The organism is Sulfitobacter sp. M39, from assembly GCF_021735935.1.
Lineage (GTDB): Bacteria > Pseudomonadota > Alphaproteobacteria > Rhodobacterales > Rhodobacteraceae > Sulfitobacter.
The window spans coordinates 1,965,500-1,988,632 of sequence record NZ_WMDZ01000001.1 but is presented as its reverse complement, the minus strand read 5'-3'; the positions used below and the strand labels follow the sequence as shown (position 1 = coordinate 1,988,632).

Here is a 23,133-nt window from a genome sequence, read left to right as displayed (position 1 = left end):
CCCTATGAGCAAACGGATAAGGTATACTCACAAATGGACACGGCCCCCGCAATCCTAGACGGCGCATTTTGGATCAGCAGCGGTATCATCCTGTTTCTTCTGGTGCTTTCCGGCTTCTTTTCGGGCTCGGAAACGGCGCTGACGGCGGCATCGCGGGGCAAGCTGCGGGGTCAAGCGGATAAAGGGTCCAAGGGGGCGGAACGTGCGCTCAAGATCACCGAGGATAATGAGCGGCTGATCGGCTCTGTCCTGCTGGGCAACAATCTTGTGAACATTCTTGCAGCCTCGCTTGCGACGGCGCTGTTCACGCGGGTCTTTGGCGAATCCGGTGTGGCGCTGGCGACGCTGGTGATGACGCTACTGGTCCTGATCTTTGCCGAGGTTCTGCCCAAGACCTATGCGATCACCAATGCTGAAACCGCCGCCGCCGCCGTGTCGCGGCCCATTGCGCTGGTCGTGCTGATCTTCAGCCCCGTGGTGTCGGCCGTGCGGTTCCTGGTCCGCGGCATCCTGCGCCTTTTCGGCGTGACCATCGACCCTGACAGCAACATCCTTGCCGTACGCGAGGAAATTGCAGGCGCGCTGCAAATCGGCCGCTCTGAAGGGGTGGTAGAGAAGGAAGACCGCGACCGTATTCTAGGCGCGCTCGACCTGCGCGAACGGATGGTGGAAGAGGTCATGCTCCACCGGTCAGGGATCGAGATGATCGATGCCGCCAATGACCCCTCACAGATCCTTGAGCAGATCCTTGAAAGCAACCACACACGCCTGCCCGTCTACCGCGATGACCCCGAGAACATCATCGGTGTGATCCATGCCAAGGACCTGCTGCGGGCCATGTACAAGCACATCAGCGGTGCCGAGGATGATGCGCCCTTCAAGACGTTCAAAATCGCCGATATCGCGATGAAGCCCTACTTCGTGCCCGAGACCTCTACGCTGGACGAACAGATGCGCCAGTTCCTGCGACGCCGCACCCATTTCGCGCTGGTGGTGGATGAATATGGCTCGCTGCAGGGGTTGATCACGCTCGAGGATATCCTCGAAGAAATCGTCGGCGAGATCACCGATGAATTCGATCCAGACGCGGACCACGGGGTGACCAAGGCCGAGGACGGGCAATATTTCGTCGATGGTGCCATGACGATCCGTGACCTGAACCGCGCCACGGAATGGGACTTGCCCGACGAAGAGGCCAATACCGTCGCCGGTCTGGTGATCCACGAAGCGCAGATGATCCCGACGCCCAATCAGGTGTTCTCTTTCCACGGCTTCCGGTTCGAGGTCATCGCCCGCGATGGCAACCGGATCACACAGCTGAAAATCCGCCCCCTGTAAAAGCCGCCCTCAGGTGGTGTCGGTGTCATTGTCCATCTTTGGCGCGTCATCCTCTGTATCGCTGCGCTTTACCGCGTCACGCACTGCATCGCGCACGTCTTGGCTGGCGCTTTCCATCAACTGCGCCCGGTCGGGTTCAAAGTCGATCTTGGCAAGCGCGCGTCTGAGGTGACGTTCGGCGGCGGTGCGCGCTGCGGTGCGTAGCCCTTTGTCGGGGTGACGCATAAGGCCGTTCAGCGTCGCTTGAAGCCGCTGCTGCACTTCGACCACGGTACACCCATCCCGTGCCAGTGCGCCAAAAGCGTCCTGCATCAGGTCCGACGGATCCAGCGGTGCAACATAGATGTGGTCCAGCACCTCGTCGCGGTCGCTTTCGGTCTCGTCCTCGTAAAAGCTGAGGATGCGGCCAATGCGGGTGATCACATCAATTGCGGTGCCGGGGTCGTTTACGCCGGGCGACAGCGCCTTTGACGCGACCTCTCCCATCACGATGAGGCCAAAGCGCGGATCCTGATCATAGGTACGCAAATCGCCGATGATGATGCTGGCATTGATCCCGGCGTGCAGCGTTTCATCGGTGTGTTCATCGTCCTTGGGCTGCCCCACGCGGTCGATCATCATCAAAGGTTCGTTGACGAAAACAAAGCTGCCGATGTTGCGCTTGAGATAGATCTTCACCCCGTGGTTTTCCGCCACGGTGTTCAACGCTTCGGGGTAGATATGCTGGATATAGCCATTTTCATCCGCGGTGAACGGCTTTGCACTGTCGGGGATATCGCCCGTCAGCGGGTTGGCCCCGAGGCAGGGGTTACGCAGACGTTCCTTGAAGGTGCGGCGCGTCTGATCCTCGACTTGACGCGAGGTATCGATCAGGCTGCCAAAGGTTTGCAGATGCAGCACCCAGCGGATCAGGCTGAACACGATCACCGTCAGTACGATCACCGTCATGACGAACAACACGAAAGACCGCTTGTCGTCGAACACGCCAAGTTCGCGCAGGATGATGGCGATCAGCGCATAAACATAGGCCCCGATGAAGACGGCCAGCGTATTCTGGGTGGTGCGGTCCTGCACGATCAAGCGGTGAATGCGCGGGGTCCATTGGGTCGAGGTACTGCGATATACCGTGACCATGACGCTAAGCGAAAAGGTGGTGACTGCAAGCATCGCGTTGGCGATGATCGACAGCAACCGGTCCGCCGCACTGCCGGTCAGATAGGTCGCGAGCGATTGGGGTATCCAGCGTTCGATCAACATGCTCAGCAGCAGCGACAGCACCGCCAGCAACCCCATGATCAGCACCCGCACCCAAAGCTTGCGGCTGTATTCACGGCCCTTGCGGATCAGTGTCGATGGCAAAAGGAAGTCAAGATTCATAGGGTAAGTCCGCTTCATGAAGTGCCATGTTCAACAAGCTTGCGCGGAGATCACTTGGCTTACAAGCCCAACGCCCTATTCCGCCCGATGGTTCAAATATACCCAGAGCTAATCGAGGGGGGTGAACGATGCTATGCTCTTACGGTGGTTGAGAATTCTGGCTATGGTCGGTGTATGAGCCATGACATCCCCATCATCCTGCTGGCCGCGGGGCAATCCTCGCGGATGCGGGGGCGCGACAAATTGCTAGAGCTCGTGGAGGGCGAACCGCTGCTGCGCCGGCAGGCACGGATTGCGCGGGCGGCGACGCGGGGGGAGGTCATCGTAGCCCTGCCACCTGCGCCCCACCCGCGCTACGCGCTTGTGTCTGATATGGAGGTTGAAGCGCTCCCCGTTGCCGATGCGGCAGAGGGGATGAACGCCTCGCTCCGCGCGGGGTTTTCAGTGCTTCCCACCGGTACGCCTGCCGCGATGGTGCTGCTTGCCGACCTGCCGGAACTGACCGAGGATGACTTGACCACCGTCTTTCAAGCCGTTGATCTAAAATCAAATTACACGATATGGCGCGGTGCGACGGCAGATGGAAAGCCGGGTCACCCGACGGTTTTTGCCGCCTGCCATTTTGATCATTTTGCCCAGATGCAAGGTGACACCGGCGGGAAAGAGATCACCACACAGGCCCAGGACCAAACGCTGCTGATCCTCCTGCCGGAGAACCGCGCGCGACTGGACCTTGATACGCCCGAAGCATGGGCCGCATGGCGCGCCGCACGTTAACCGGCCCCTGACCCACGTAACCCTCAACAAGAAAAAACGGGACAGTCGCCTGCCCCGTTCTTCGCCCCGCACCCCCTAGGGGATACAGGCGTGTCGCTGCATATTTAGTGGCGCTTACTTCGTCAGAAGTTTCGCCTCGTGCTTTTTCAGCGTGCGGCGCGCGGCGACGTAGCCGTCCACCCCTTCGCGCGTCGCCAGTTCCGGGAAAAGCTCCAGGATCTCGTTGCGTTGCGCGTTGCCGACACCTGCAAGGCTCATGTCACCCGGCTGGAAGCTTTCGGTCCATGTGCCGTCAGACAGGATCACCTCGTGCTGGTCGAACATCACGTGGATGTAGGTCGTGCCAGAGGTTTCAACGATATCAACGCCTTCCAGACCGGTCAGATGTTTCGCCGCGACCAGAACCTCGCGCTCTTCGAAGTAGAGCGCTGTCTTGTCGTTGGCCACCAGAACGCGGTGGTTGGGGCTGACCAGCATGTCACGCTCGGGCAGGTTGTTGCCCAAAGCGCCCTGACGGATCAGAACCGGCAACAGATGCGCTTTATGCGCCAGCTCTTGTCCGGTCATCTCACGGGCACCGACCCAACGGATTTCCTGAATACCGTTGTCACGGGTGATGACACGGTCGCCCACCACCAAATCTTCGACCCGACGTTCCCCTTTAGGCGTAGCGATCAAGGTCCCCGGCGTGAAGCAGGGAATGATCTCTTCGATATTGGTGAAGTCGAGACGACCGGTTTCAGTGCCGGACGCATCCGTAAAGACGATCGTGCCGTCGATACCATCGTTCGGGCTGTCGCCGTCCGTATCATCGCCCGGATCCGTATCCTCTGTGACGTTCACGATGCGGTAGCCGCCACCGGGGCTTAGCGATCCCCGCAGATCGATGACGTCATAGTCGGTTTCGTCCGTGCCGGCACCACCGTCGATGGTGTCGCCACCGTTAACGTTGGTAAAGGTATCCCGACCGGCGTCGCCACGCATGCTGTCGTTGCCTGCGGCCCCGACGATTGTATCGTCGCCCTGCCCGCCCACGATGGTGTCATCGCCATCGCCGCCGTCAAGAAGGTCGTCATCAATACCGCCGTCGATATAGTCGTTGTCGGCACCGCCATAGATGGTGTCGTCGTCGTCTTCGCCGTAGATGACGTCTTTACCGGCACCACCTTCGATATAATCCTTACCGTTGTTTGGCTGTGGATCGGTGGCGTCGACTTCTTCGCCCTCGTAGCCCGCGATCGGTTCGGGGCCAAAGCCGCCGTAGATGGTGTCGTTCCCTTCACCGCCATACAGGCTGTCCGACCCGTGGCTGCCGATGATAACATCATCGCCATCTTCACCGTAGACCAGATCGTCGTCGATTCCCGCGTTGATGTAATCTTGGCCTGTACCGCCATAGATCGTGTCTGAGTCGTCGCCGGTACGGATGGTATCGTTGCCGCTGCCGCCATCGACGTAATCACGGCCATCCTCCTGGTTCGGATCGCCGGTTTCATAGAAGGGGTTCGGCTTACCACCAAAGGTCGGCTGATCATTTTCGTAATCAGAGAAGGTGTCGATACCTGCGTTGATCAGATCGTCGCCATCACCACCAAAGATGCTATCCGCGCCTTGAATGTCGGTGATGGTGTCGTTGCCGCTGCCGCCATAGATGGTGTCATTATCGATGCCGCCTTCTATGACATCATCATCGTCGCCACCGTCAATATAGTCGGCATCATCACCGCCATCGATCGTGTCATTGCCGGCACCGCCGATCAGCGTGTCCTTGTCGTCGTTGGGGTTGGGATCCTGATCAAAGGGTGTGGGCACCAATGGAACGTCCGTGTCGGGCACACCAATCACGCCGGGTTTGTTGCCGGTCAGAACGTCGTCACCCTCACCACCGACGAGGGAGTCGTTCCCCTGACCGCCGGTCAGCGTGTCGTCGCCGGTGCCACCGTCGATGGTGTCATTGCCGCCTTGCCCGTCGATCACGTCATGGCCGCCGCGCGCTTCAACAACGTCATTGCCGCCGCCGGTCAGGATATTTTCATTTCCGTCCGAGCCGGTGACCGTGTCATCCCCACCGCCAAGTTCGAGGTTCTCGATCTCGGTGAATTTGGTGGTGTCGGCACCGTCGGTCAGGGTGCCTTCTTCGGGGGCGGTGAAGGTGACGGTGAGGTCATCGTCCACGGCAGTGCTGTCGATGACATCCCCGTCAGTTTCGTCGGTTTCGCCGCCGATGATGACATCGTTATCGATGCCGTCGGTCAGCGTGAACCGGTCATCGCCCGCGCCGCCGTCTACCGTATCGTCACCAAGACCGCTGTCGATGGTGTCGTCGCCGCCGTTGCCAAAGATCGTATCGTTGATCCCGTCGGTGCCGTCGATCTGGTCGCCTTGGGCATCTGTGTAGCCGGGGGTCATGGCCTCGCTATCATCAAGACCGTCAACCGGCCCGACATATTCCGTCCCGATGATGTTCTCGATCTCGGTGAATTTGAACGAGCCCGCGGATGTGCCGTCGTCGTTGTAAAGATCAACCGTACCGTTCTGACCGTTGCCATTGTCATCGGGTGTCAGATCGCGCAGGCGGAAGTTCAAGCCGGTCAGGTCCAGCGTGTCGTCATCGGTGTTCAGCGCAGGGTCGGCATTGAAGCCGCCTGCACCACCGTCAACCTCATCGCCGTTGGTGCCGCCAAAGATGGTATCCTTGCCCGCGCCGCCGCTGATGTTGTCTTTGCCTTCGCCGCCAGTGAGCTGGTCATCACCGTCGCCGCCGATCAGCGTATCTTCATCATCGCCGCCAAACAGCGTGTCATTGCCCGCACCGCCGTCGATCAGGTCATCGCCCTCGTCGCCCATGAGCAGGTCATTGCCAGCACCCCCGTCAACGCCGCCCACAGGCGCGTCGAAATAGACGTCGGTGATGTTGATGCCCGCGTGGTTCCCGGGCGACAGGCTTTGATCCATCGTATGGGTGATTTCAAGGTAATCCACCGGACCCGAGATGTTCACCAGCGCCGAGTGGCTTGGATCTGTATCCGGGCCATCGGCACCGCGGCTGATCAGCGTTTCATTCCCGCCAACGCCGTCCTGGTTCTGCGCCTGAATGCCGCCACCTGTGCTGACGTCAATCGGCGTCCGTGTACCATCGGGGCCAACGGCCACGATCACAACTTTCGACGCGTTATCAATGTCATTGATGCGGAAGCTGATGTTGGTCACATCCTTCGAGAAGTCCAGGCGATAGGTCGCGCTTTCGCCATCCTGGTTCGCCAGAGACGCCAAAGAGCTGTTCGCATTGGTCGCCTGACCGTCGCCGGTGATCGAATGCACCTTCTGCTGGTCAGTGGAGAACGTCGTCTCGGGCGTTTTGCTGCTGCCGGTAACCGAGAAGGTCACATTGACGTTGCCCGTGTCCTGAACAAATCCACCGCCCAGATTGTCGTTATTATCGACAGCCGAGTTGTCGTGGGGGTCTGGTGCCTTGTCCCACTCAAAGCTCTCACGCTCTGTCGTGCCGCCGGGCGCAGAGGCGCCGCCGGTGTTGTTGTCGCCATAGATCGTGTCATCGCCGGTGCCACCGGAAATGGTGTCATCGCCGTGGTTGCCTTCGATCGAATCGTGGCCCGCATTGCCTTCGATGCTGTCGTTGCCGCCTTCACCAAAGATCGTGTCGTTGCCATTTCCGCCGGTCAGCACATCGTCGCCACCAACGGTGCCATCGGTTGGGGACGTGCTGTCATCACTCACGGTAAAGGTTTTGGCGATGTGGTCGTATTTGATCGACGGCAGGTTAGAGTTGTGGCTGACGAAATCGTAGGATTTGCCGATTTCCAGCGGTTTGTCTGTCACGAAGCCGACGGCATCGTTGCCGTCAAAGTTCACGACGTAGACTGTCACATCCTGCGAGGAATCTACTGCGCCTTCGGGGCGCACAATATAGGAATACTCGGGGATGATCTTGTCGCCGGCGTATTCGGTGTTGCCGTCCAACTTGGTGGTCTTTGCCAGGGTTTGCGAATTATCGTTGTCATTCAACTTGTCGTCGTCATCATTGATGCCAACCGCGACAGGTGCTGAATTTTCGTTGATGGTGAACGACTTGCCAGACAGATCGCCGGAGCCCACATCGCTGTTCTGGAAGGGGCTTGAACCGCCAGCCACCGTCACATTTGCCAGATCCCATGTCAGAACGGTATGATCCGCACCCGATACAGGCTCAACAGTCTTCGAGACGGGCTGCGCTTTGGTCAGGCCGGCGCTATCGCCAAAGATGATGTCATCGCCTTCGCCGCCGTGCAGGGTGTCGTTACCGACAGTGCCGTCGTCATCCGCCAGCAAGGCCGCAGGGTTGTCGAAGAAAACATCTGTCACGTTGACGCCAGAGTTGCTGCTTGTCTCACCGGTGTGGATGAATTCGATCCGCGATACGGGACCGTCGATGGACACGTTGACAGAATACTTGCTGCCAGAGGGGCCTTCGTCGCCGCCCTTGCTGATCGCCTTGTCGGCACCGAACTTGCCGTCAGTGTCTTTGAGCGTCACACCGCTGGAACTGCTGTTGGCGATCAGATCAACGTCGATCATCTTGCCCGACGCATCATAGGCAAGCACCTTCACAGCGCCGCCGTTGTCGATGTCGTTCACGTTGAAGGACACGTTGCCCACGGCCTCGTCAAACCGCAGTTCGAACTTTGTTTCGCCCGTGCAATTGGCCAGCGATTCAAACGAGCTGTTATCGTTCACGCCGTGGGCATCGCCCTCGACATTGCCAGTGAACTGTTTGCTGTCGCTGAATTCCTGATCCGCATTGTTGCGCGGCGAAAAGCTTTTAAGCTCGAATGTGACGTTTACGGTGCCGGTGTTCTGCGTGAACCCGCCCTTGAGGTTGTCATTGTCGTCGATCGCGGAGCCGTCCCCAGATGGGTCAGGTGCCTTGGACCATTCAAAGCTTTCGCGGGTATCGCCGTAGTTGCCCTTGGTCGCGCCATCACCGATCAGGATGTCGTTGCCCTTACCACCGTCGACGTAATCATTGCCCGACCCTGCAACGACCGTATCATTCCCCAAACCAGCGTTGACCGTATCATTGCCGCCACGCGCGAGGATGATGTCATCATTGGACCCGACGTTGCCAAAAACCGCGTCGTTGCCGTCAACACGGTCCCCGCTTGGGTCATCATTATAGCTGGCGTCGATCTTGTTGCCCTGCTGGTTGCCGTCCACGATCCCGTTCGGCCCGTCGGCCGGAGCCTCGGTCGCGGTTTTCTCGGCCTCGGCGGTCGAGGTTTTTCCAAAAAGCCACAGTTTATTCAAAAAGATGGTCATATCGGTCGTCTCCAAAATCAGGTCAGGCACGCTACGGTTGTACCGTCAGCCGTAAAAATCGGGTGCCCAGTCAGGGGCGAAGCTTATTAATTCACATGGCACCAATTCTGTGCCGGGGTACTAAGGCGGGACAAAGCAACGCCCTGCCCGCGACGCTGCTGCAATGAAACATACGGCGCGCGGACGGGTGCATCGCGTGACACGCCCAAATCTGCAGCCGTCTGGATACGGGTCATTTGTGTTCTTGATGTGATCCGAAAACGGCGCTTCGGGGAAGAAATCAAGACGGTGCCGGCAGCGGCGGAGCAACGCAGAGTTGCAACATCACCCATACCCGAACGGTCCGGCAGTTGTGGTCTGTAGATACAGTTTCCCATCAGTTTCTCCTCCTTCCGCCAACGTGGCGGGCCGTTAAAAACGGCGCATAATACCCCTAGCAAAGCTCCGCGGTCACAGACGACACACAAAGAACTCTACCGTTCTGAAGGGAGGATCAACCGCAGACAGCTGCCCGCTGCCGCGCAACCGGCAGTGGTATATTCATCGGCTCTTGAGAGCCAAGCGAACACATCTTCCCCGCACAACACGTGCGTTCGATGCGGTCGCCCCCGAAACCTAAAAAACTTTGCCCCCCAGTTGGGCATGCCTTTGATAACTGGGCGTTGACGCTGCGGGAAGAGAAAAGTGGCAAGAATTCGCAGACGCGCCTCTTTTCCGCCTTTTTTGACTCGACAGAGACCTTATGAAAACCCGCATAGGTAGCAAACTGTTTCCGAGGCTGCAGATTCTGGCGCGCTTAGACATCGAAATCACGTCTATATTTACGGAAATTTAACGAATTTAGAAACGAACACATGTCCACTGTTTCGCAACAGGACACAGTAAATCGTGCCCTCGATTAAATTCAGAGCAGCTGATCCGCACGGTGGCCCTAATTCTTGAATTGGAACCAATAGGTTGCTGAGGCGCGTATTTTTTCGAAATTTGCGGATAGTTTGCCAGTACGAAACCGAATCGCAACGCTACCTGAAGTATAGTCGCCAGCCCTTTAGGTGGGGCGGCCATACACCAAATGCAAAGAGGCGACACCACAGATGTGACGCCGCAGCATCAGCCTGAGCGAACATCTGCCGCTACAACCGTAAGAGAGTATTTTCGAATAATTCGCAGCAAAATCCTACTGTCTCATCATGTTAGGGGGTGATATTTGCCGCGCGACAAGTATGCTGATCCAACAGATACAGGAACATGGCGTCGTCACTTGGCCTCTGCCACCACCAGAAGAAGCGTTTGATGAGCAGTCGGAAAATCAAAAATATGGAAGAGTTTGCCGCCGTCAGCGGGATCTCCCGTCCGACGCTTTCCAAGTTCTTCAACGACCCCACCAGCGTGCGTAGCAGCACCCGCAAGCGGGTTGAGGCAGCGCTGGACCGATATGATTATCGGCCCAATCTTTACGCCATGAACCAGAACCGCCGTTTGACCAAGAACATCGGCGTCGTGGTGCCGCATCTGGCCGACCCTTTCTTTGCCAAAATTGCCCGCACGATCGAAGAACACATCCTGCGTCAGGGCTTCCGGCCCGTCCTGCTTGGGTCGCACGGCAGCCCCGAGATGGAGCTGGAGAACCTCGAAAACCTGCGCATGTTGAAACCGGCGGGCGTATTGCTGGCCGCTTTCGGGCGCAGCTCTGACCACGCGCAGATCCAGACCTTTACCGCAGAGGTCCCTACCGTCCTGTTCGATGCGAACATCGAAAAGGTCGGCAAGGCGTTCATAGGTTCCAACAATGAACAAAGCGTTGATCTGATCGTCGACTACCTGTGCCGCACGGGCGAGCCGCCTGCGTTTTTCGAGATGAAAGACCCGATGAACCCCAACGCGTACAAACGGCGCGCGGCCTATGTCAGGGCGATGGAACGTCTGGGCCAGACGCCGCATCTGATCCAGGTCGGTGGCGAGGGATGGGAATTCGAAGAGATCGGGTTTCGCGAAGGCACCCGCGTGATCCGCGACCGAAGCCTGCCGTCGAAAACAATACTGTGCAGCAACGACCGTTTGGCCATCGGGCTGTTGTCCGCCATTTTCGAGGCGGGGATGAGCGTCGGGATTGAGGCAGGCCACGACTTCCGCGTCGCGGGCCATGACGACCATCCTTTCTCGCGCTTCACCTGCCCGCGCCTGACCACCGTGTCCCAAGACTACGAAGCCATTGCCGAGAAAAGCGCGACCACCCTGCTGGCGCTGATCGAGGCAGATGATTCTCTTGATTCGCGTACAGAGACGCTGTTTGACGGCAAGCTCGTGCTCAGGGGCTCCGCCTAGAGAATTGAAAACACGCATCTAAATCGTAAAAATAGACGCGCGTAAAATTCAAATTGACGCGAGTTCACCAATAGCCGTAAGCTTGTCGCTAACATCTCATCAGGGAGGTAGAAGATGTTTGTTTTGAACGCGTTTCGAACGGCGACCGCCATTTCACTTTTGACGGCAGCCGCTGCTTCTGCAGATACGATCACGATCGCCACGGTTAATAATGGCGACATGGTCCGGATGCAGGGCTTTACCGATGATTTTACAGCCAAAACCGGCCACGAAGTCGAATGGGTCACGCTGGAGGAGAATGTCCTGCGTCAACGTGTGACCACGGACATCACCACCAAAGGTGGGCAGTTCGACATCATGACCATCGGCATGTACGAGACCCCGATCTGGGGCAAACAAGGCTGGCTGGTACCGCTGGACGATCTGTCGGCTGACTATGACACCGACGACATCCTGCCCGCGATGCGCGGCGGTCTGAGCGTCGACGGCACGCTTTATGCGGCGCCTTTCTACGGCGAAAGCTCCATGATCATGTACCGTAAGGACCTGATGGAGAAAGCCGGACTGGACATGCCCGACGCGCCCACATGGGAATTCGTCGCTGAAGCGGCCCGCGCAATGACCGACCGTGACGCTGGCATCAACGGTATCTGCCTGCGTGGCAAGGCCGGTTGGGGCGAGAACATGGCGTTCCTCACCGCGACAGCAAACGCCTTTGGTGCGCGCTGGTTCGACGAAAGCTGGGCCGCGCAATTTGATCAGCCTGCATGGAAAGAAACGCTTGAGTTCTATGTGAACCTGATGAACGACGCGGGCCCTCCGGGTGCGGCGAACAACGGGTTCAACGAAAACCTGTCGCTGTTCCAACAGGGCAAATGCGGCATGTGGATCGACGCGACTGTTGCGGCGTCCTTTGTGACCAACCCGACAGATTCCACCGTCGCGGATCAGGTCGGCTTTGCGCTGGCACCTGACACCGGCAAAGGCAAACGCGGCAACTGGCTGTGGGCTTGGGCGCTTGGCATCCCTGCCGGCACCGATAACGAAGCCGCCGCGAAAGAATTCATCGAATGGGCCACGTCCAAAGAGTATCTTGAGCTGGTCGCCGAGAAAGACGGTTGGGCAAATGTTCCTCCCGGCACGCGGACATCGCTGTACGAAAACGCCGAATACAAAAAAGTGCCTTTCGCGCAGATGACACTGGACAGCATCCTGTCGGCTGATCCCACCGCACCAACCGTTGATCCGGTGCCCTACGTCGGTGTGCAGTTTGCAGCTATCCCAGAGTTCGCAGGCATCGCCACACAGGTCGGACAAGAGTTCTCTGCCGCGCTGGCAGGACAGCAGTCCGTCGATGAAGCCCTGGCCAACGCCCAAGCGTTGACCACCGATGAGATGGAAGCCGCCGGCTACTGATCTGATCGCCCTCGGGGCCAGTCAGCAAAGCTCCCCCTTGCTGACTGGCCCCTTTTTTCCAACACGTGCATGATCGTCCGGGACGGCCCTAGCCCGTCAACGGAGGAGGTATATTCAATGGCAACGCAACACTCACGATCGGCCGCCCGTCTGATGATGGCCCCCGCTGTCGTGCTGCTTCTGGGATGGATGCTCGTCCCCCTGACGATGACGCTGTATTTTTCCTTTCGCAAATACCTGCCCCTGCGCGGCGGTGATCTGGGATGGGTCGGCTTTGACAACTACGTCCGCTTCGTATCGTCCAGCGCCTTCTGGCCGTCGGTTCAGGCGACACTGGTGATCGTGGGCGGCGTCCTGTTCATCACCGTCGTTCTGGGTGTGTTGCTGGCCGTCTTGCTGAACCAGCCGATGTGGGGTCAAGGGATCGTTCGGATCCTCGTGATTGCCCCGTTCTTCGTGATGCCGACCGTATCGGCGCTGGTCTGGAAGAACATGTTCATGGATCCTGTCAACGGGCTGCTCGCCCACTTGTGGGGCCTGTTTGGGGCTGAACCGCTGGTGTGGCTGACCGAAGCCTCGACCCAATCCATCATTCTGATTGTCAGCTGGCAGTGGCTACCCTTTGCGACGCTGATCCTGCTGACCGCGATCCAGTCGCTGGACAGCGAACAACTGGAGGCCGCCGAGATGGACGGCGCATCGCCCGTCAAACGCTTTGGCTTCATCACCCTGCCCCACCTGTCGCGGGCAATCACCGTGGTGGTGCTGATCCAGACGATCTTTTTGCTCTCTATTTTCGCCGAAATTTTCGTGACCACCCAAGGCGCCTTTGGCACCAAAACCCTGACCTATCTGATCTTCCAGCGTGTGCTGGAAAGCCAGAACATCGGGCTCGGCTCTGCCGGCGGTGTCTATGCCATCATCCTCGCCAATATCGTTGCCATCTTCCTGATGCGCATGGTTGGCAAGAACCTCGACGCATAAGGAGCCCGTCATGGCACGTGCAACGACCACACAACGCAAGGCTCTGAACACCGCACTCGCATGGGGCGTCGGGCTGCTGATTTTCTTCCCCATCCTCTGGACCATCCTGACCAGCTTCAAGACCGAAGCCCAGGCGATTGCAGACCCGCCGGTGTTCCTGTTCTTTGACTGGACGCTGGAAAATTACGCCGCGGTGCAGGAACGCTCGAACTACGGCCGCTTCTTGTGGAATTCGGTGGTGATCGCGGGGGGCTCTACCATTCTGGGCATCCTGATCGCCGTTCCCGCGGCTTGGTCGATGGCCTTTGTGCCGTCCAACCGCACGAAAGACATCCTGCTGTGGATGTTGTCCACAAAGATGCTGCCAGCGGTCGGGGTGCTTTATCCGATCTACCTGATCTTTATCCGATTGGGTCTGCTGGACAGCAAACTGGGTCTGGTGGTCGTGCTGATGCTGATCAACCTGCCGATCATTATCTGGATGCTCTACACCTACTTCAAGGAAATCCCCGGAGAGATCCTAGAGGCAGCCCGTATGGATGGTGCCAGCCTGCGCGAAGAGGTGCTGTATATCCTAACGCCGATGGCGATCCCCGGCATCGCCTCCACGCTGCTTCTGAACGTGATCCTCGCCTGGAACGAAGCCTTCTGGACCCTCAACCTCGCCGCCGCCAAGGCTGCCCCTCTGACGGCCTTTATCGCCAGCTATTCCAGCCCCGAAGGGTTGTTCTACGCCAAGCTCAGCGCGGCCTCGACCATGGCCATCGCGCCGATCCTCATCCTTGGCTGGTTCAGCCAGAAACAACTTGTCAGCGGCCTGACCTTTGGCGCAGTGAAATAAGGAAACAACACCATGGGACGCATCACATTAGACAAGGTTTCCAAGCGCTTCGGTGACGTCGAAGTCATCCCGCCGCTGGACCTGACCATCGAAGACGGCGAATTCACCGTCTTTGTCGGCCCCTCGGGCTGCGGCAAATCCACCCTGCTGCGCCTGATTGCAGGGCTCGAAGATACCTCGGGCGGGCAGATCCGCATCGACAAGCAGGACGCCACCCATGTGCCCCCCGCCAAGCGTGGTCTGGCGATGGTGTTCCAGTCCTACGCGCTGTATCCGCATATGTCCGTGCGCAAGAACATCGCCTTTCCGATGCGCATGGCGGGCATCCCCGTGGACGAACAGAACCGCCGCATCGATGCCGCTGCGAAAGCGCTGAACCTGACCGATTATCTGGACCGCAAACCCGGCCAGCTGTCGGGCGGGCAACGCCAGCGTGTGGCGATTGGTCGGGCGATTGTCCGCGAACCCGCGGCCTTCCTTTTCGACGAACCGCTGTCCAACCTTGACGCTGCTTTGCGCGTGGGCATGCGGCTTGAAATCTCCGAGCTGCATAAACGGCTTGAAACGACGATGATCTATGTAACCCACGATCAGGTCGAAGCGATGACCATGGCCGACAAGATCGTGGTGCTTCAGGCCGGTGTGATCGAACAGGTCGGCTCCCCGCTCGAGCTTTACCACACACCCCGCAACACCTTTGTCGCGGGCTTTATCGGCTCGCCCAAGATGAACCTGATCTCGGGCCCCGAGGCGGCGAAACACGGTGCGCATACCATCGGCATCCGCCCTGAACACATTGACGTATCGACAACCGAAGGCACCTGGAGCGGCGTGGTCAAAGTGTCGGAGCATTTGGGGTCGGATACGTTTTTCCACGTCTATGACACAGGCCTGACCGAAATGATGACCGTCCGTGCCCGCGGCGAAGTCGGCTTGCGCCACGGTGACCGTGTGTTCCTGACCCCCCGCGAAGATGCGCTGCACCGCTTCGACGGTAACGGCTTGCGCATCGCATGAAGCGCCGTGTGACACTGCCCTTTAATTTTGATTTCTACGAAAGCGGTCTCATGAATGAACCGACCACAACAAACACAGACGCGCCGCCTCCGGTGCCGCTGTCCCTGGATCGCCTTGGCGACCTGCCAGCCCGTATCGGTACGCCCGACTACGATCGCGGCGCGCTCTCGGCGGGGATCATCCATATCGGCCTGGGCAACTTCCATCGCGCCCATCAGGCGTGGTATCTGCACAAGTTGATGCAACAGGGGCTAGCGCAGGATTGGGCGCTGATCGGGGCCGGCGTGCGGGCCTATGACAGCGCGATGCGCGACAAGCTTAAAGCGCAGGACTATCTGACCACTTTGATCGAACTGGCCCCCGGTCGTGTCACGGCAGAGGTCGTCGGCTCGATGATCGATTACATCCCAATTGCCGAAGACAACGCGCCACTGATTGCCGCGATGGCGGACCCCGCGATCCGCATCGTGTCGCTGACCGTGACCGAAGGCGGGTATTTCATCGACCCCGAAACCGGCGGGCTTGATCTGACCCACGCCGATATCCAGCATGACCGCGCGCAGCCCGAACAGCCCAAGACGGTTTTCGGCGCGATTATTGCCGCGCTCAAGCTGCGGCGCGATGCGGGCCATGGTCCGTTCACGGTCCAAAGCTGCGACAACCTGCGCGGCAATGGCACCGCGACGCGCCAAGCCGTCGTGACCCTGGCCCGCCAAAGTGACGCGGCGCTTGCCCAGTGGATCGAGCAAAACTGCAGCTTCCCGAACTCTATGGTGGATTGCATCGTGCCCGCCACCGGCCCTGACGAAATCGCGCTGGCGCAAAGCCTTGGCGTCGATGACGCGGCACCGGTGACCCACGAGAACTACCGCCAATGGGTGATCGAAGACGACTTCTGCGCCGGACGCCCTGACTGGGACAAGGCGGGGGCGATCTTTACCGATGCGGTGCATGACTATGAGGCAATGAAAATCCGCATCCTCAACGCCGGCCATCAGGTCTTGGCCAACGCCGGAGAGTTGCTGGGCTTGGAAACCATTGCCGATTGTATGGCGCACCCGTTGACCTCTGCCATGTTCCGCAAGATCGAGGCCGAGGAAATCGCACCCTACATCGCCGCCGTGCCCGGTCAAGAACCGGCGGCCTATGTGGACTTGATCGCCAAACGTTTCGCCAACCCCGCGATCCGCGACACGACACGGCGCGTGGCTTTTGACGGGTCATCACGACATCCGGGGTTTGTCCTGCCGGTTCTGCGCGACGCCTTGGCGGCAAAGGGCAGCTGCACCGGTCTGGCCCTGGTAGAGGCGCTGTGGGCCCGTATGTGTGCTGGCACCCGCATGGACGGGACAGAGATCGAGCCGAACGACCCGCAATGGGCGAGCCTCAACGCTGTGGCCCTGGCGGCGCGCGAAGCACCCCAGCTCTGGCTCGCGCAGCGTCATATCTATGGCGATCTGGCCGAGCATCAGGCCTTTGCCGAGGCGTTTGAAAACTGGCTGTCGCTTATCTGGGCCGAAGGCTGCGAGGCCGCGCTTGCGGTCTATACTGATCAGCCGGATGTGGCCGCCGCATTGGCCGGTGACCGCGCGGGGATGGGGCAATGATCCTGTGTTGCGGGGAGGCATTGATCGATATGGTCGCTGCCCCGTCGCTCGACGGGCCGGACGGGTTCGTGCCCCATTCGGGCGGCGCGGTCTTTAACACCGCCATCGCGCTTGGCCGATTGGGCGCGCGCGCAGGCATGCTTACCGGATTGTCGCGTGATATGTTCGGGGACCAGTTGGCAGACGCGCTCAAGGCCAGTGACGTGGACACCGCGCATATCATCCGCGCTGACCGTCCGAGCACATTGGCTTTTGTGAAACTTGAAGATGGGCAGGCAAGCTATTCATTCTTCGACGAAAATTCCGCCGGTCGGATGATCCGCGCCGAGGATATGCCAGCGCTGCCGAGCGATATCACCGCGCTTTTCTTTGGCGGTATCAGCCTTGCCAGCGACCCCAGTGCCAGTGCCTATGCTGCCTTGCTGGAACGTCAGGGCGGGCCGCGGGCGGTGATGATCGACCCCAACATCCGCCCCCTTTTCATCACTGACGAGGATGGCTATCGCCGGCGGATGGCGGAGATGATTGGCCAGGCGGATATCGTCAAGGTCTCGGACGAGGACCTCGACTGGCTGAACCCCGCCCCGTTGACGCAGGCCGAAAAGATCAGCGCAATGCTCGACACCGGTCCGTCGGTTGTGATTGTCACCCAAGGGGCCGAGGGTGCCACAGCAACGCTTTCGGACGGCACATCGATCACGGTCCCTGCAGTGAAAGCCAACGTCGTCGATACAATCGGTGCCGGTGATACGTTCAATGCGGGCTTTCTGGCGAAGCTGTCCGAACTGGGTCTGCTGACCCCTGAAGCCCTTGGCGCGCTTGATCCTGACGCTTTGCGCGACGCGATGGCATATGGTGCCCGCGTCGCCGCCATCACCGTGTCACGCGCCGGTGCCAACCCGCCTTGGGCGAACGAGCTTTAGCGCCGACCACAAGGCCAGAGGGACCCTTTCACAAAGCCACGCAGCACTACCCTGCGTGGCTTTGTGCATATAACGCCAAAGACGACGCGACATCGCCAAGGCTGCAAAAGCAACCTTCACACCTATCGACGATCGAAACTTAATTTTACGGAAAGCCTTGCCAAAACAAGGTGGTACCCAAGGCCGGACTCGAACCGGCACGCCTCGCGGCGGGGGATTTTGAATCCCCTGCGTCTACCATTCCGCCACTTGGGCACAATGGGGGTCTGTTACCGTGCCACGCGCCCCACGGCAAGAGCAATTTTACCGCTTTTGCTTGACCCCGTCCGATTGTTCTGGTGTTGCCATTGAACAGAAATCAATACCGGAGACCGCAGTATGATCCGACGGCTATATGACTGGGTTCTGGGCCTGGCAAACCACCCGCACGCGCTTTGGGCCCTTGCGGTTGTGGCGTTCCTTGAAAGCTCTGTTTTTCCCATTCCGCCGGATGTGCTGATGATCCCGATGATCCTTGCGCGCCCGAACCGCGCTTGGCTGATTGCGGGGATCGCGCTGGTCGCGTCGGTCTTGGGGGGGCTGCTGGGATACGCCATTGGTGCGCTGGCCTTTGAACAACTGGGCCAACCGATCCTTGCCAGCCTTGGCAAAGGCGACGCGATGGCGGAATTCTCGGACCGGTTCAACGGCGTCGGCTTCTGGGCTGTGCTGACTGCGGGCGTCACCCCCTTCCCCTACAAGGTGATCACGATCATGTCGGGGTGGACGGGGATGCCACTGGCGACCTTTATCGTGACCTCGATCCTTGCGCGCGCGCTGCGGTTCTTCATCGTGGCGGCGCTGCTGTGGAAATTTGGCGCACCTATCCGCGACTTTATTGAACGCCGTCTGCCTTTGGTATTTACGGTATTTGTCGTGCTGCTGTTCGGCAGCTTCTTCTTGCTGAGGTATCTCTGATGACGCGAAATTTTTATGTCCTGATCGCCACACTAGGATCTGCGGCCTTATTGCTAGGCGCATTCGGCTTCCAACACATCGGCGGCTATGCGCCTTGCCAAATGTGTCTGTGGCAGCGGTGGCCCCATGCCGCGGCGATTATCATCGGGGTGATCGTGCTCTTTGGTGCGCCGCGGGCGTTGATTTGGCTGGGCGCGCTGTCGGTTGCTATCACTGGCGGCATCGGCGTTTATCATGCGGGGGTGGAATGGAAATTTTGGCCCGGTCCGTCGTCCTGCACGGGCGGCGGCATGGACCTTGGCACGATGAGCGGTAGCGATCTTCTGTCCACCAGCGCGCCGTCCGGTCTGGTCATGTGTGACGACATCGTCTGGCAGCTTTTCGGTCTGTCGATGGCGGGCTGGAACGCAGTCGCATGCGCCGTCCTGCTGGCGTTCTGGGTCTCTGCCGCGCGCACGCCGCGCTGAACAATCTCGCAGGCCGCCGCCCTAGGAGGCGGCCTGCCCTGCCTTGCGCGTCTTGAGCAAGAGGCTCGTCTCGCTCGCGACCACCCCGTCGAGCTTGCGGATGCGGGCCAGAACCTCGTCGAACTCCTCAAGCGTTTTGGTGCCGATCTCGACGATCACATCCCATCTGCCATTCGTCGAATGTACTGCCCGCAAAGCCGCCATACCGGCCAGCGTGCGGGTGATGCGTTCAGCGCCACGGCCCTCGATCTCGATCATCATTAATCCGCGCACCGGATCGGCACGCACGTCCGAGCGCGTCACGACGGTAAAGCCCAGTATCTCTCCGCTTTGTTGCAAACGGGCGAGACGCGCACGCACGGTGGTACGCGACAGCCGCAGGGCCGCCGCCAGATCAGACAGAGAGGCCCGCGCGTCGTCGCGCAGCGCTGCCAGAATTGCTTCGTCCGTTGCGTCCATCTTAGCTGTCCAATTTGGTCAAATTATCTCCGATTTGGTCACTTTAGAAGATTGTTTCTGACCAGACCAGCTAGATATCGTCGCGGAAACGCTGACGAAAGGATCTCACCTATGTCTGGACAAAACTGTATTCTTCTGGGGGCCCCGCTGGATAGCGGCAAGCGCCGGTTGGGCTGTCTGATGGGCCCCGATGCCTATCGCACCGCCGGATTGGCGGGCGCGCTGACCGATCTGGGCCATAGCGTCACAGACCGTGGCAATGTCGCGCCTGCGCCCTTCACGCCCGGCCAGCATCCGAAACTGCACGCGCTTGAGGAAACCATCGCCTGGACACACAGTCTGGCCGAGGCCACCCAAGCCGCCTTGCAGGACGGCACCCCGATCATCATGGGCGGCGATCATGCGCTCGCCTCCGGCACCGTGTTGGGCGCGATGCGCCATGCGCAGGCGGAGGAACGCCCCCTGTTTGTGCTGTGGCTGGACGCGCATAGCGATTTCCACACGCCCGAAAGCACCGACAGCGGCAACCTGCACGGCACGCCCTTGGGCTATGTGACAGGGCGCGAAGGCTTTGATGCCTTCCCCGATCTGCCCTACCCGCTGCCGCATGATAATATCGCAATCATCGGCCTGCGGTCTGTCGACGCGGCAGAGCGTGCGGCGCTGCAGGAAACCACCATCCAGCGCGTCGACATGCGCGAGATTGACGAGACGGGCATCGCCACGCCGCTGAACACCTTCCTCGAAAAGGTCGCTGCGGCGAACGGGATGCTGCATGTCTCGCTCGATGTCGATTTTCTTGATCCGTCCGTTGCCCCCGCGGTTGGCACGACCGTCCCCGGCGGTGCGACCGTGCGCGAAGGCCATCTGGTAATGGAGATGCTGCATGACAGCGGGCTGATGACTTCGCTTGATCTGGTAGAGCTGAACCCATTCTTGGATGAACGGGGCCGCACCGCGCAGCTGATGGTCGATCTGGCCGCCTCTGCCTTTGGCCGCCGCGTATTCGACCGCCCCACCCGCGCCTATTGATTTGAGTAAAGGACCACGACCATGACCAATCTGACCCCTTCTGACAAGGCGCTGGTGCCCTTCGTTTCCGTCGACAATATGATGAAGCTGATCCACCACATCGGGATTGAACCGATGCTGATCGGGCTTGGGGAGTATATCGAGGCGGATTTCAAACGGTGGGAGCTGTTTGACAAGACCCCGCGCGTGGCCAGCCATTCGGAACAGGGCGTGATCGAGCTGATGCCGACCTCGGATGGCGAGGTCTACGGGTTCAAATATGTGAACGGCCACCCCTCGAACACGGCGGAGGGGTTGCAGACCGTGACCGCCTTTGGCCTGCTGGCGAATGTCGCGAACGGCTATCCGGTGTTGCTGTCCGAGATGACGATGCTAACGGCGCTGCGCACGGCGGCGACCTCTGCCGTGGTGGCGCGGTTGCTGGCCCCCAAGGGCGCGCATGTGATGGCGATGATCGGAAACGGCGCGCAGTCCGAATTCCAGACCCTCGCGATGAAGGCCATCGTCGGCATCGACGAGGTGCGGCTGTATGACATTGACAAAGATGCCACCGCCAAATGCGCCGCCAACCTGCAAGGTCTGGGCATCAAGGTCGTGCCCTGCGACACCGCGGAAGAAGCGATGCTGGGCGCGCAGATTGTCACCACCTGCACGGCGGACAAGCAATATGCCACCATCCTGACCGATAATATGGTCGGCAGCGGCATCCACATCAACGCCATCGGCGGCGACTGTCCGGGCAAGACCGAACTTGCCCCCGCGATCCTGCACCGCGCAGGGATTTTTGTGGAATACCCCGAACAGACCCGGATTGAGGGCGAGATACAGCAGCTTGAACCGGATCACCCCGTGACCGAAATCTGGCAGGTGCTGACTGGTCAGGCGCAGGGGCGTACCGATGACAAGCAGATCACCCTGTTCGACAGCGTCGGTTTCGCGATCGAGGATTTCTCGGCGCTGCGCTATGTGCGCGACCAGATCAAGGCGACCGATCTGTTCGACCCGCTTGACCTGCTGGCCGACCCCGAGGATCCGCGGGATCTGTTCGGCATGTTGCAACGGGCCAAGTAACGGCGAAGTAAGTGCGAAGTCAGCCTATTTCGGCGCGGTCACATCATGGTGGTACAGCCAGTTGAACGCGCCGACCATCGCCAAAGGTGCAAGGGTGCTGCCCAGTTTCAACCCGAAAAGCGCGGCCGACCGCAAAGGCCCGGGGCGCAAATGATAGCGCGCGGCATTGCCTGCCGCGGCTTTGACAACACGGGTAACACGGGGTTGGCGCAGGTTTTGATAGCGGGCGAGTGCTTGTTCTGCGGGGTGGTTCAGCACGCTGTCGGCCAGCACCCATGCATCTTCAAGCGCCATATTGGCCCCCTGCGCTAGGAACGGCAGCGTCGGATGCGCGGCATCCCCCAGCAAAGCAACCCCGCCCTGATGCCACGTCTGTGCAACCGGATGCAGGTGAAGCCCCCAAAGCGTGCACTTCTCTACCACGTTGATCATCGCCGCTGCTCGCCCGCCAAAGTCTGTAAAGGCGTGGCGCAGGTTTGCCGGATCATCCGCATGGTTCCAGCCTTCGGCGGCCCAACTGTCACGCTCTTCTACCGCGACCAGATTGACCAGCCGCCCGCCGCGCAAAGGGTAGCTGACCAGATGCCGACCCGGCCCCATAGTGACATGGGCCTCGTTTGGGTGGTCTAAGTCATTCCGCACAACCGCGCGCCATGCGACCTGACCGGTGAACTTCGCCTGATCCGCGCCATTCAACACCGCACGCGCACGGCTGTGGATCCCGCTGGCGTCAACGATCAGCTCTGCCCGTCGGCGCGAGCCATCGGTCAGGCGCAGTTGTGGTGTGGCACCGGGGGTAACCTCTGCTACCTCGGCCCCAAGCTCTATCGTGACATTGCCCCGTTTGGCCGCGCCCAAGAGGATATCCACCAGATCGGCGCGGTGCACGAACATATAAGGATGCGCCCCCTGCCCGCGCATCAGGTCCAGCCGCGCCACACGCGCCCCAGCCTTGTAATCCTGCAAGACCACCGCCTGCCCGCGCACCGCCGCGCGTTCGGTCAGCTTGGCCTCCAGCCCCATCGCACGCAACACCGCGATGCCGTTGGGGCTAATCTGGAGACCGGCACCGACCTCTGTGATCGCCTCAGCCTGCTCCAGCAGCGTGACAGCCATGCCGCGGCGCGACAAAGCCGCTGCGACGGCCAAGCCACCGATACCCCCTCCAATGACGATTGCGTTGCTGATGCCCATGTCGTTTTAGCCTGTCTTGCCAGCTTCACACA

The 23,133-nt window shown here is 59.8% G+C and carries 17 protein-coding genes and 1 tRNA gene; 13 read left to right on the top strand and 5 right to left on the bottom strand.

Going from position 1 to position 23,133, the window contains the following annotated elements; translation table 11 throughout:
- Nucleotides 1-33: 33 nt before the first annotated feature.
- Entirely contained in the window at nt 34-1,338 is a 1,305-nt protein-coding gene (locus GLP43_RS09650) for an HlyC/CorC family transporter (protein WP_237279139.1), read from the top strand.
- A 9-nt stretch (nt 1,339-1,347) separates the two neighbouring features.
- Here GLP43_RS09650 and GLP43_RS09645 read toward each other — a convergent pair whose 3' ends face one another.
- Nucleotides 1,348-2,715 (bottom strand): DUF2254 domain-containing protein, encoded by a 1,368-nt coding sequence (locus GLP43_RS09645; RefSeq protein ID WP_237279138.1) that lies wholly within the window; start codon nt 2,713-2,715, stop codon nt 1,348-1,350.
- A gap of 174 nt (nt 2,716-2,889) precedes the next feature.
- Between GLP43_RS09645 and GLP43_RS09640 the strand changes: the two genes are divergently transcribed.
- The gene (locus GLP43_RS09640; RefSeq protein ID WP_237279137.1) at nt 2,890-3,492 is read left to right on the top strand and encodes a nucleotidyltransferase family protein; all 603 of its coding nucleotides are present in this window, start codon (nt 2,890-2,892) and stop codon (nt 3,490-3,492) included.
- Nucleotides 3,493-3,606: 114 nt separating this feature from the next.
- Here the strand turns inward: GLP43_RS09640 and GLP43_RS16330 are convergent, their stop codons facing one another.
- Nucleotides 3,607-8,838 (bottom strand): Hint domain-containing protein, encoded by a 5,232-nt coding sequence (locus GLP43_RS16330; RefSeq protein ID WP_443069466.1) that lies wholly within the window; start codon nt 8,836-8,838, stop codon nt 3,607-3,609.
- 1,263 nt (nt 8,839-10,101) lie between these two features.
- Between GLP43_RS16330 and GLP43_RS09620 the strand changes: the two genes are divergently transcribed.
- The 7 genes from GLP43_RS09620 (at nt 10,102) to GLP43_RS09590 (ending at nt 17,921) form a co-directional block, all read left to right on the top strand.
- Nucleotides 10,102-11,133, top strand: coding sequence for a LacI family DNA-binding transcriptional regulator (locus tag GLP43_RS09620; protein WP_237279136.1), 1,032 nt, complete (start codon nt 10,102-10,104; stop codon nt 11,131-11,133).
- Between the two features lie 114 nt (nt 11,134-11,247).
- Nucleotides 11,248-12,549, top strand: a complete 1,302-nt coding sequence (locus GLP43_RS09615) for an ABC transporter substrate-binding protein (RefSeq protein ID WP_237279135.1) — start codon at nt 11,248-11,250, stop codon at nt 12,547-12,549.
- Nucleotides 12,550-12,666: 117 nt separating this feature from the next.
- Entirely contained in the window at nt 12,667-13,533 is an 867-nt protein-coding gene (locus GLP43_RS09610) for a carbohydrate ABC transporter permease (protein ID WP_005853360.1), read from the top strand.
- Between the two features lie 10 nt (nt 13,534-13,543).
- Nucleotides 13,544-14,374, top strand: a complete 831-nt coding sequence (locus GLP43_RS09605; protein ID WP_237279134.1) for a carbohydrate ABC transporter permease — start codon at nt 13,544-13,546, stop codon at nt 14,372-14,374.
- Between the two features lie 12 nt (nt 14,375-14,386).
- A complete protein-coding gene (locus GLP43_RS09600) occupies nt 14,387-15,391 on the top strand; it encodes an ABC transporter ATP-binding protein (RefSeq protein ID WP_237279133.1) in 1,005 nt (334 codons plus the stop codon).
- Nucleotides 15,392-15,441: 50 nt separating this feature from the next.
- On the top strand, nt 15,442-16,998 hold the full coding sequence (locus tag GLP43_RS09595) for a mannitol dehydrogenase family protein (protein ID WP_237279132.1): 1,557 nt from the start codon (nt 15,442-15,444) through the stop codon (nt 16,996-16,998).
- On the top strand, nt 16,995-17,921 hold the full coding sequence (locus GLP43_RS09590; protein WP_237279131.1) for a carbohydrate kinase family protein: 927 nt from the start codon (nt 16,995-16,997) through the stop codon (nt 17,919-17,921). The genes GLP43_RS09595 and GLP43_RS09590 overlap by 4 nt, the downstream gene beginning before the upstream one ends.
- Before the next feature lie 171 nt (nt 17,922-18,092).
- Here the strand turns inward: GLP43_RS09590 and GLP43_RS09585 are convergent.
- A tRNA-Leu gene (locus tag GLP43_RS09585) sits at nt 18,093-18,176 on the bottom strand.
- A 123-nt stretch (nt 18,177-18,299) separates the two neighbouring features.
- Here GLP43_RS09585 and GLP43_RS09580 point away from each other — a divergent pair.
- Together GLP43_RS09580 and GLP43_RS09575 are read left to right on the top strand one after the other, a co-directional pair.
- Nucleotides 18,300-18,878, top strand: coding sequence for a YqaA family protein (locus GLP43_RS09580; protein WP_184582170.1), 579 nt, complete (start codon nt 18,300-18,302; stop codon nt 18,876-18,878).
- Nucleotides 18,878-19,345 (top strand): disulfide bond formation protein B, encoded by a 468-nt coding sequence (locus GLP43_RS09575; RefSeq protein WP_237279130.1) that lies wholly within the window; start codon nt 18,878-18,880, stop codon nt 19,343-19,345. Before GLP43_RS09580 ends, GLP43_RS09575 begins: the two co-directional genes overlap by 1 nt.
- Before the next feature lie 21 nt (nt 19,346-19,366).
- On the opposite strand, the gene GLP43_RS09570 is transcribed toward GLP43_RS09575, so the two are convergent.
- Entirely contained in the window at nt 19,367-19,804 is a 438-nt protein-coding gene (locus GLP43_RS09570) for an Lrp/AsnC family transcriptional regulator (protein ID WP_184582174.1), read from the bottom strand.
- 111 nt (nt 19,805-19,915) lie between these two features.
- Here GLP43_RS09570 and rocF point away from each other — a divergent pair, with 111 nt between their 5' ends.
- Both rocF and GLP43_RS09560 read left to right on the top strand, forming a co-directional pair.
- Nucleotides 19,916-20,836 (top strand): arginase, encoded by a 921-nt coding sequence (gene rocF, locus GLP43_RS09565; protein WP_009826964.1) that lies wholly within the window; start codon nt 19,916-19,918, stop codon nt 20,834-20,836.
- 21 nt (nt 20,837-20,857) lie between these two features.
- Entirely contained in the window at nt 20,858-21,907 is a 1,050-nt protein-coding gene (locus GLP43_RS09560; protein ID WP_184582176.1) for an ornithine cyclodeaminase, read from the top strand.
- Between the two features lie 24 nt (nt 21,908-21,931).
- Here the strand turns inward: GLP43_RS09560 and GLP43_RS09555 are convergent, their stop codons facing one another.
- Nucleotides 21,932-23,101, bottom strand: a complete 1,170-nt coding sequence (locus GLP43_RS09555; RefSeq protein ID WP_237279129.1) for an FAD-dependent monooxygenase — start codon at nt 23,099-23,101, stop codon at nt 21,932-21,934.
- Nucleotides 23,102-23,133: the final 32 nt, after the last annotated feature.

Excerpts from the sequence above, each read along its gene's own strand:
- GLP43_RS09650 (WP_237279139.1), top strand. The coding sequence starts at position 34 with ATGGACACGGCCCCCGCAATCCTAGACGGCGCATTTTGGATCAGCAGC.
- GLP43_RS09645 (WP_237279138.1), bottom strand. The coding sequence starts at position 2,715 with ATGAATCTTGACTTCCTTTTGCCATCGACACTGATCCGCAAGGGCCGT.
- GLP43_RS09640 (WP_237279137.1), top strand. The coding sequence starts at position 2,890 with ATGAGCCATGACATCCCCATCATCCTGCTGGCCGCGGGGCAATCCTCG.
- GLP43_RS09620 (WP_237279136.1), top strand. The coding sequence starts at position 10,102 with ATGAGCAGTCGGAAAATCAAAAATATGGAAGAGTTTGCCGCCGTCAGC.
- GLP43_RS09615 (WP_237279135.1), top strand. The coding sequence starts at position 11,248 with ATGTTTGTTTTGAACGCGTTTCGAACGGCGACCGCCATTTCACTTTTG.
- GLP43_RS09610 (WP_005853360.1), top strand. The coding sequence starts at position 12,667 with ATGGCAACGCAACACTCACGATCGGCCGCCCGTCTGATGATGGCCCCC.
- GLP43_RS09605 (WP_237279134.1), top strand. The coding sequence starts at position 13,544 with ATGGCACGTGCAACGACCACACAACGCAAGGCTCTGAACACCGCACTC.
- GLP43_RS09600 (WP_237279133.1), top strand. The coding sequence starts at position 14,387 with ATGGGACGCATCACATTAGACAAGGTTTCCAAGCGCTTCGGTGACGTC.
- GLP43_RS09595 (WP_237279132.1), top strand. The coding sequence starts at position 15,442 with ATGAATGAACCGACCACAACAAACACAGACGCGCCGCCTCCGGTGCCG.
- GLP43_RS09590 (WP_237279131.1), top strand. The coding sequence starts at position 16,995 with ATGATCCTGTGTTGCGGGGAGGCATTGATCGATATGGTCGCTGCCCCG.
- GLP43_RS09580 (WP_184582170.1), top strand. The coding sequence starts at position 18,300 with ATGATCCGACGGCTATATGACTGGGTTCTGGGCCTGGCAAACCACCCG.
- GLP43_RS09575 (WP_237279130.1), top strand. The coding sequence starts at position 18,878 with ATGACGCGAAATTTTTATGTCCTGATCGCCACACTAGGATCTGCGGCC.
- GLP43_RS09570 (WP_184582174.1), bottom strand. The coding sequence starts at position 19,804 with ATGGACGCAACGGACGAAGCAATTCTGGCAGCGCTGCGCGACGACGCG.
- rocF (WP_009826964.1), top strand. The coding sequence starts at position 19,916 with ATGTCTGGACAAAACTGTATTCTTCTGGGGGCCCCGCTGGATAGCGGC.
- GLP43_RS09560 (WP_184582176.1), top strand. The coding sequence starts at position 20,858 with ATGACCAATCTGACCCCTTCTGACAAGGCGCTGGTGCCCTTCGTTTCC.
- GLP43_RS09555 (WP_237279129.1), bottom strand. The coding sequence starts at position 23,101 with ATGGGCATCAGCAACGCAATCGTCATTGGAGGGGGTATCGGTGGCTTG.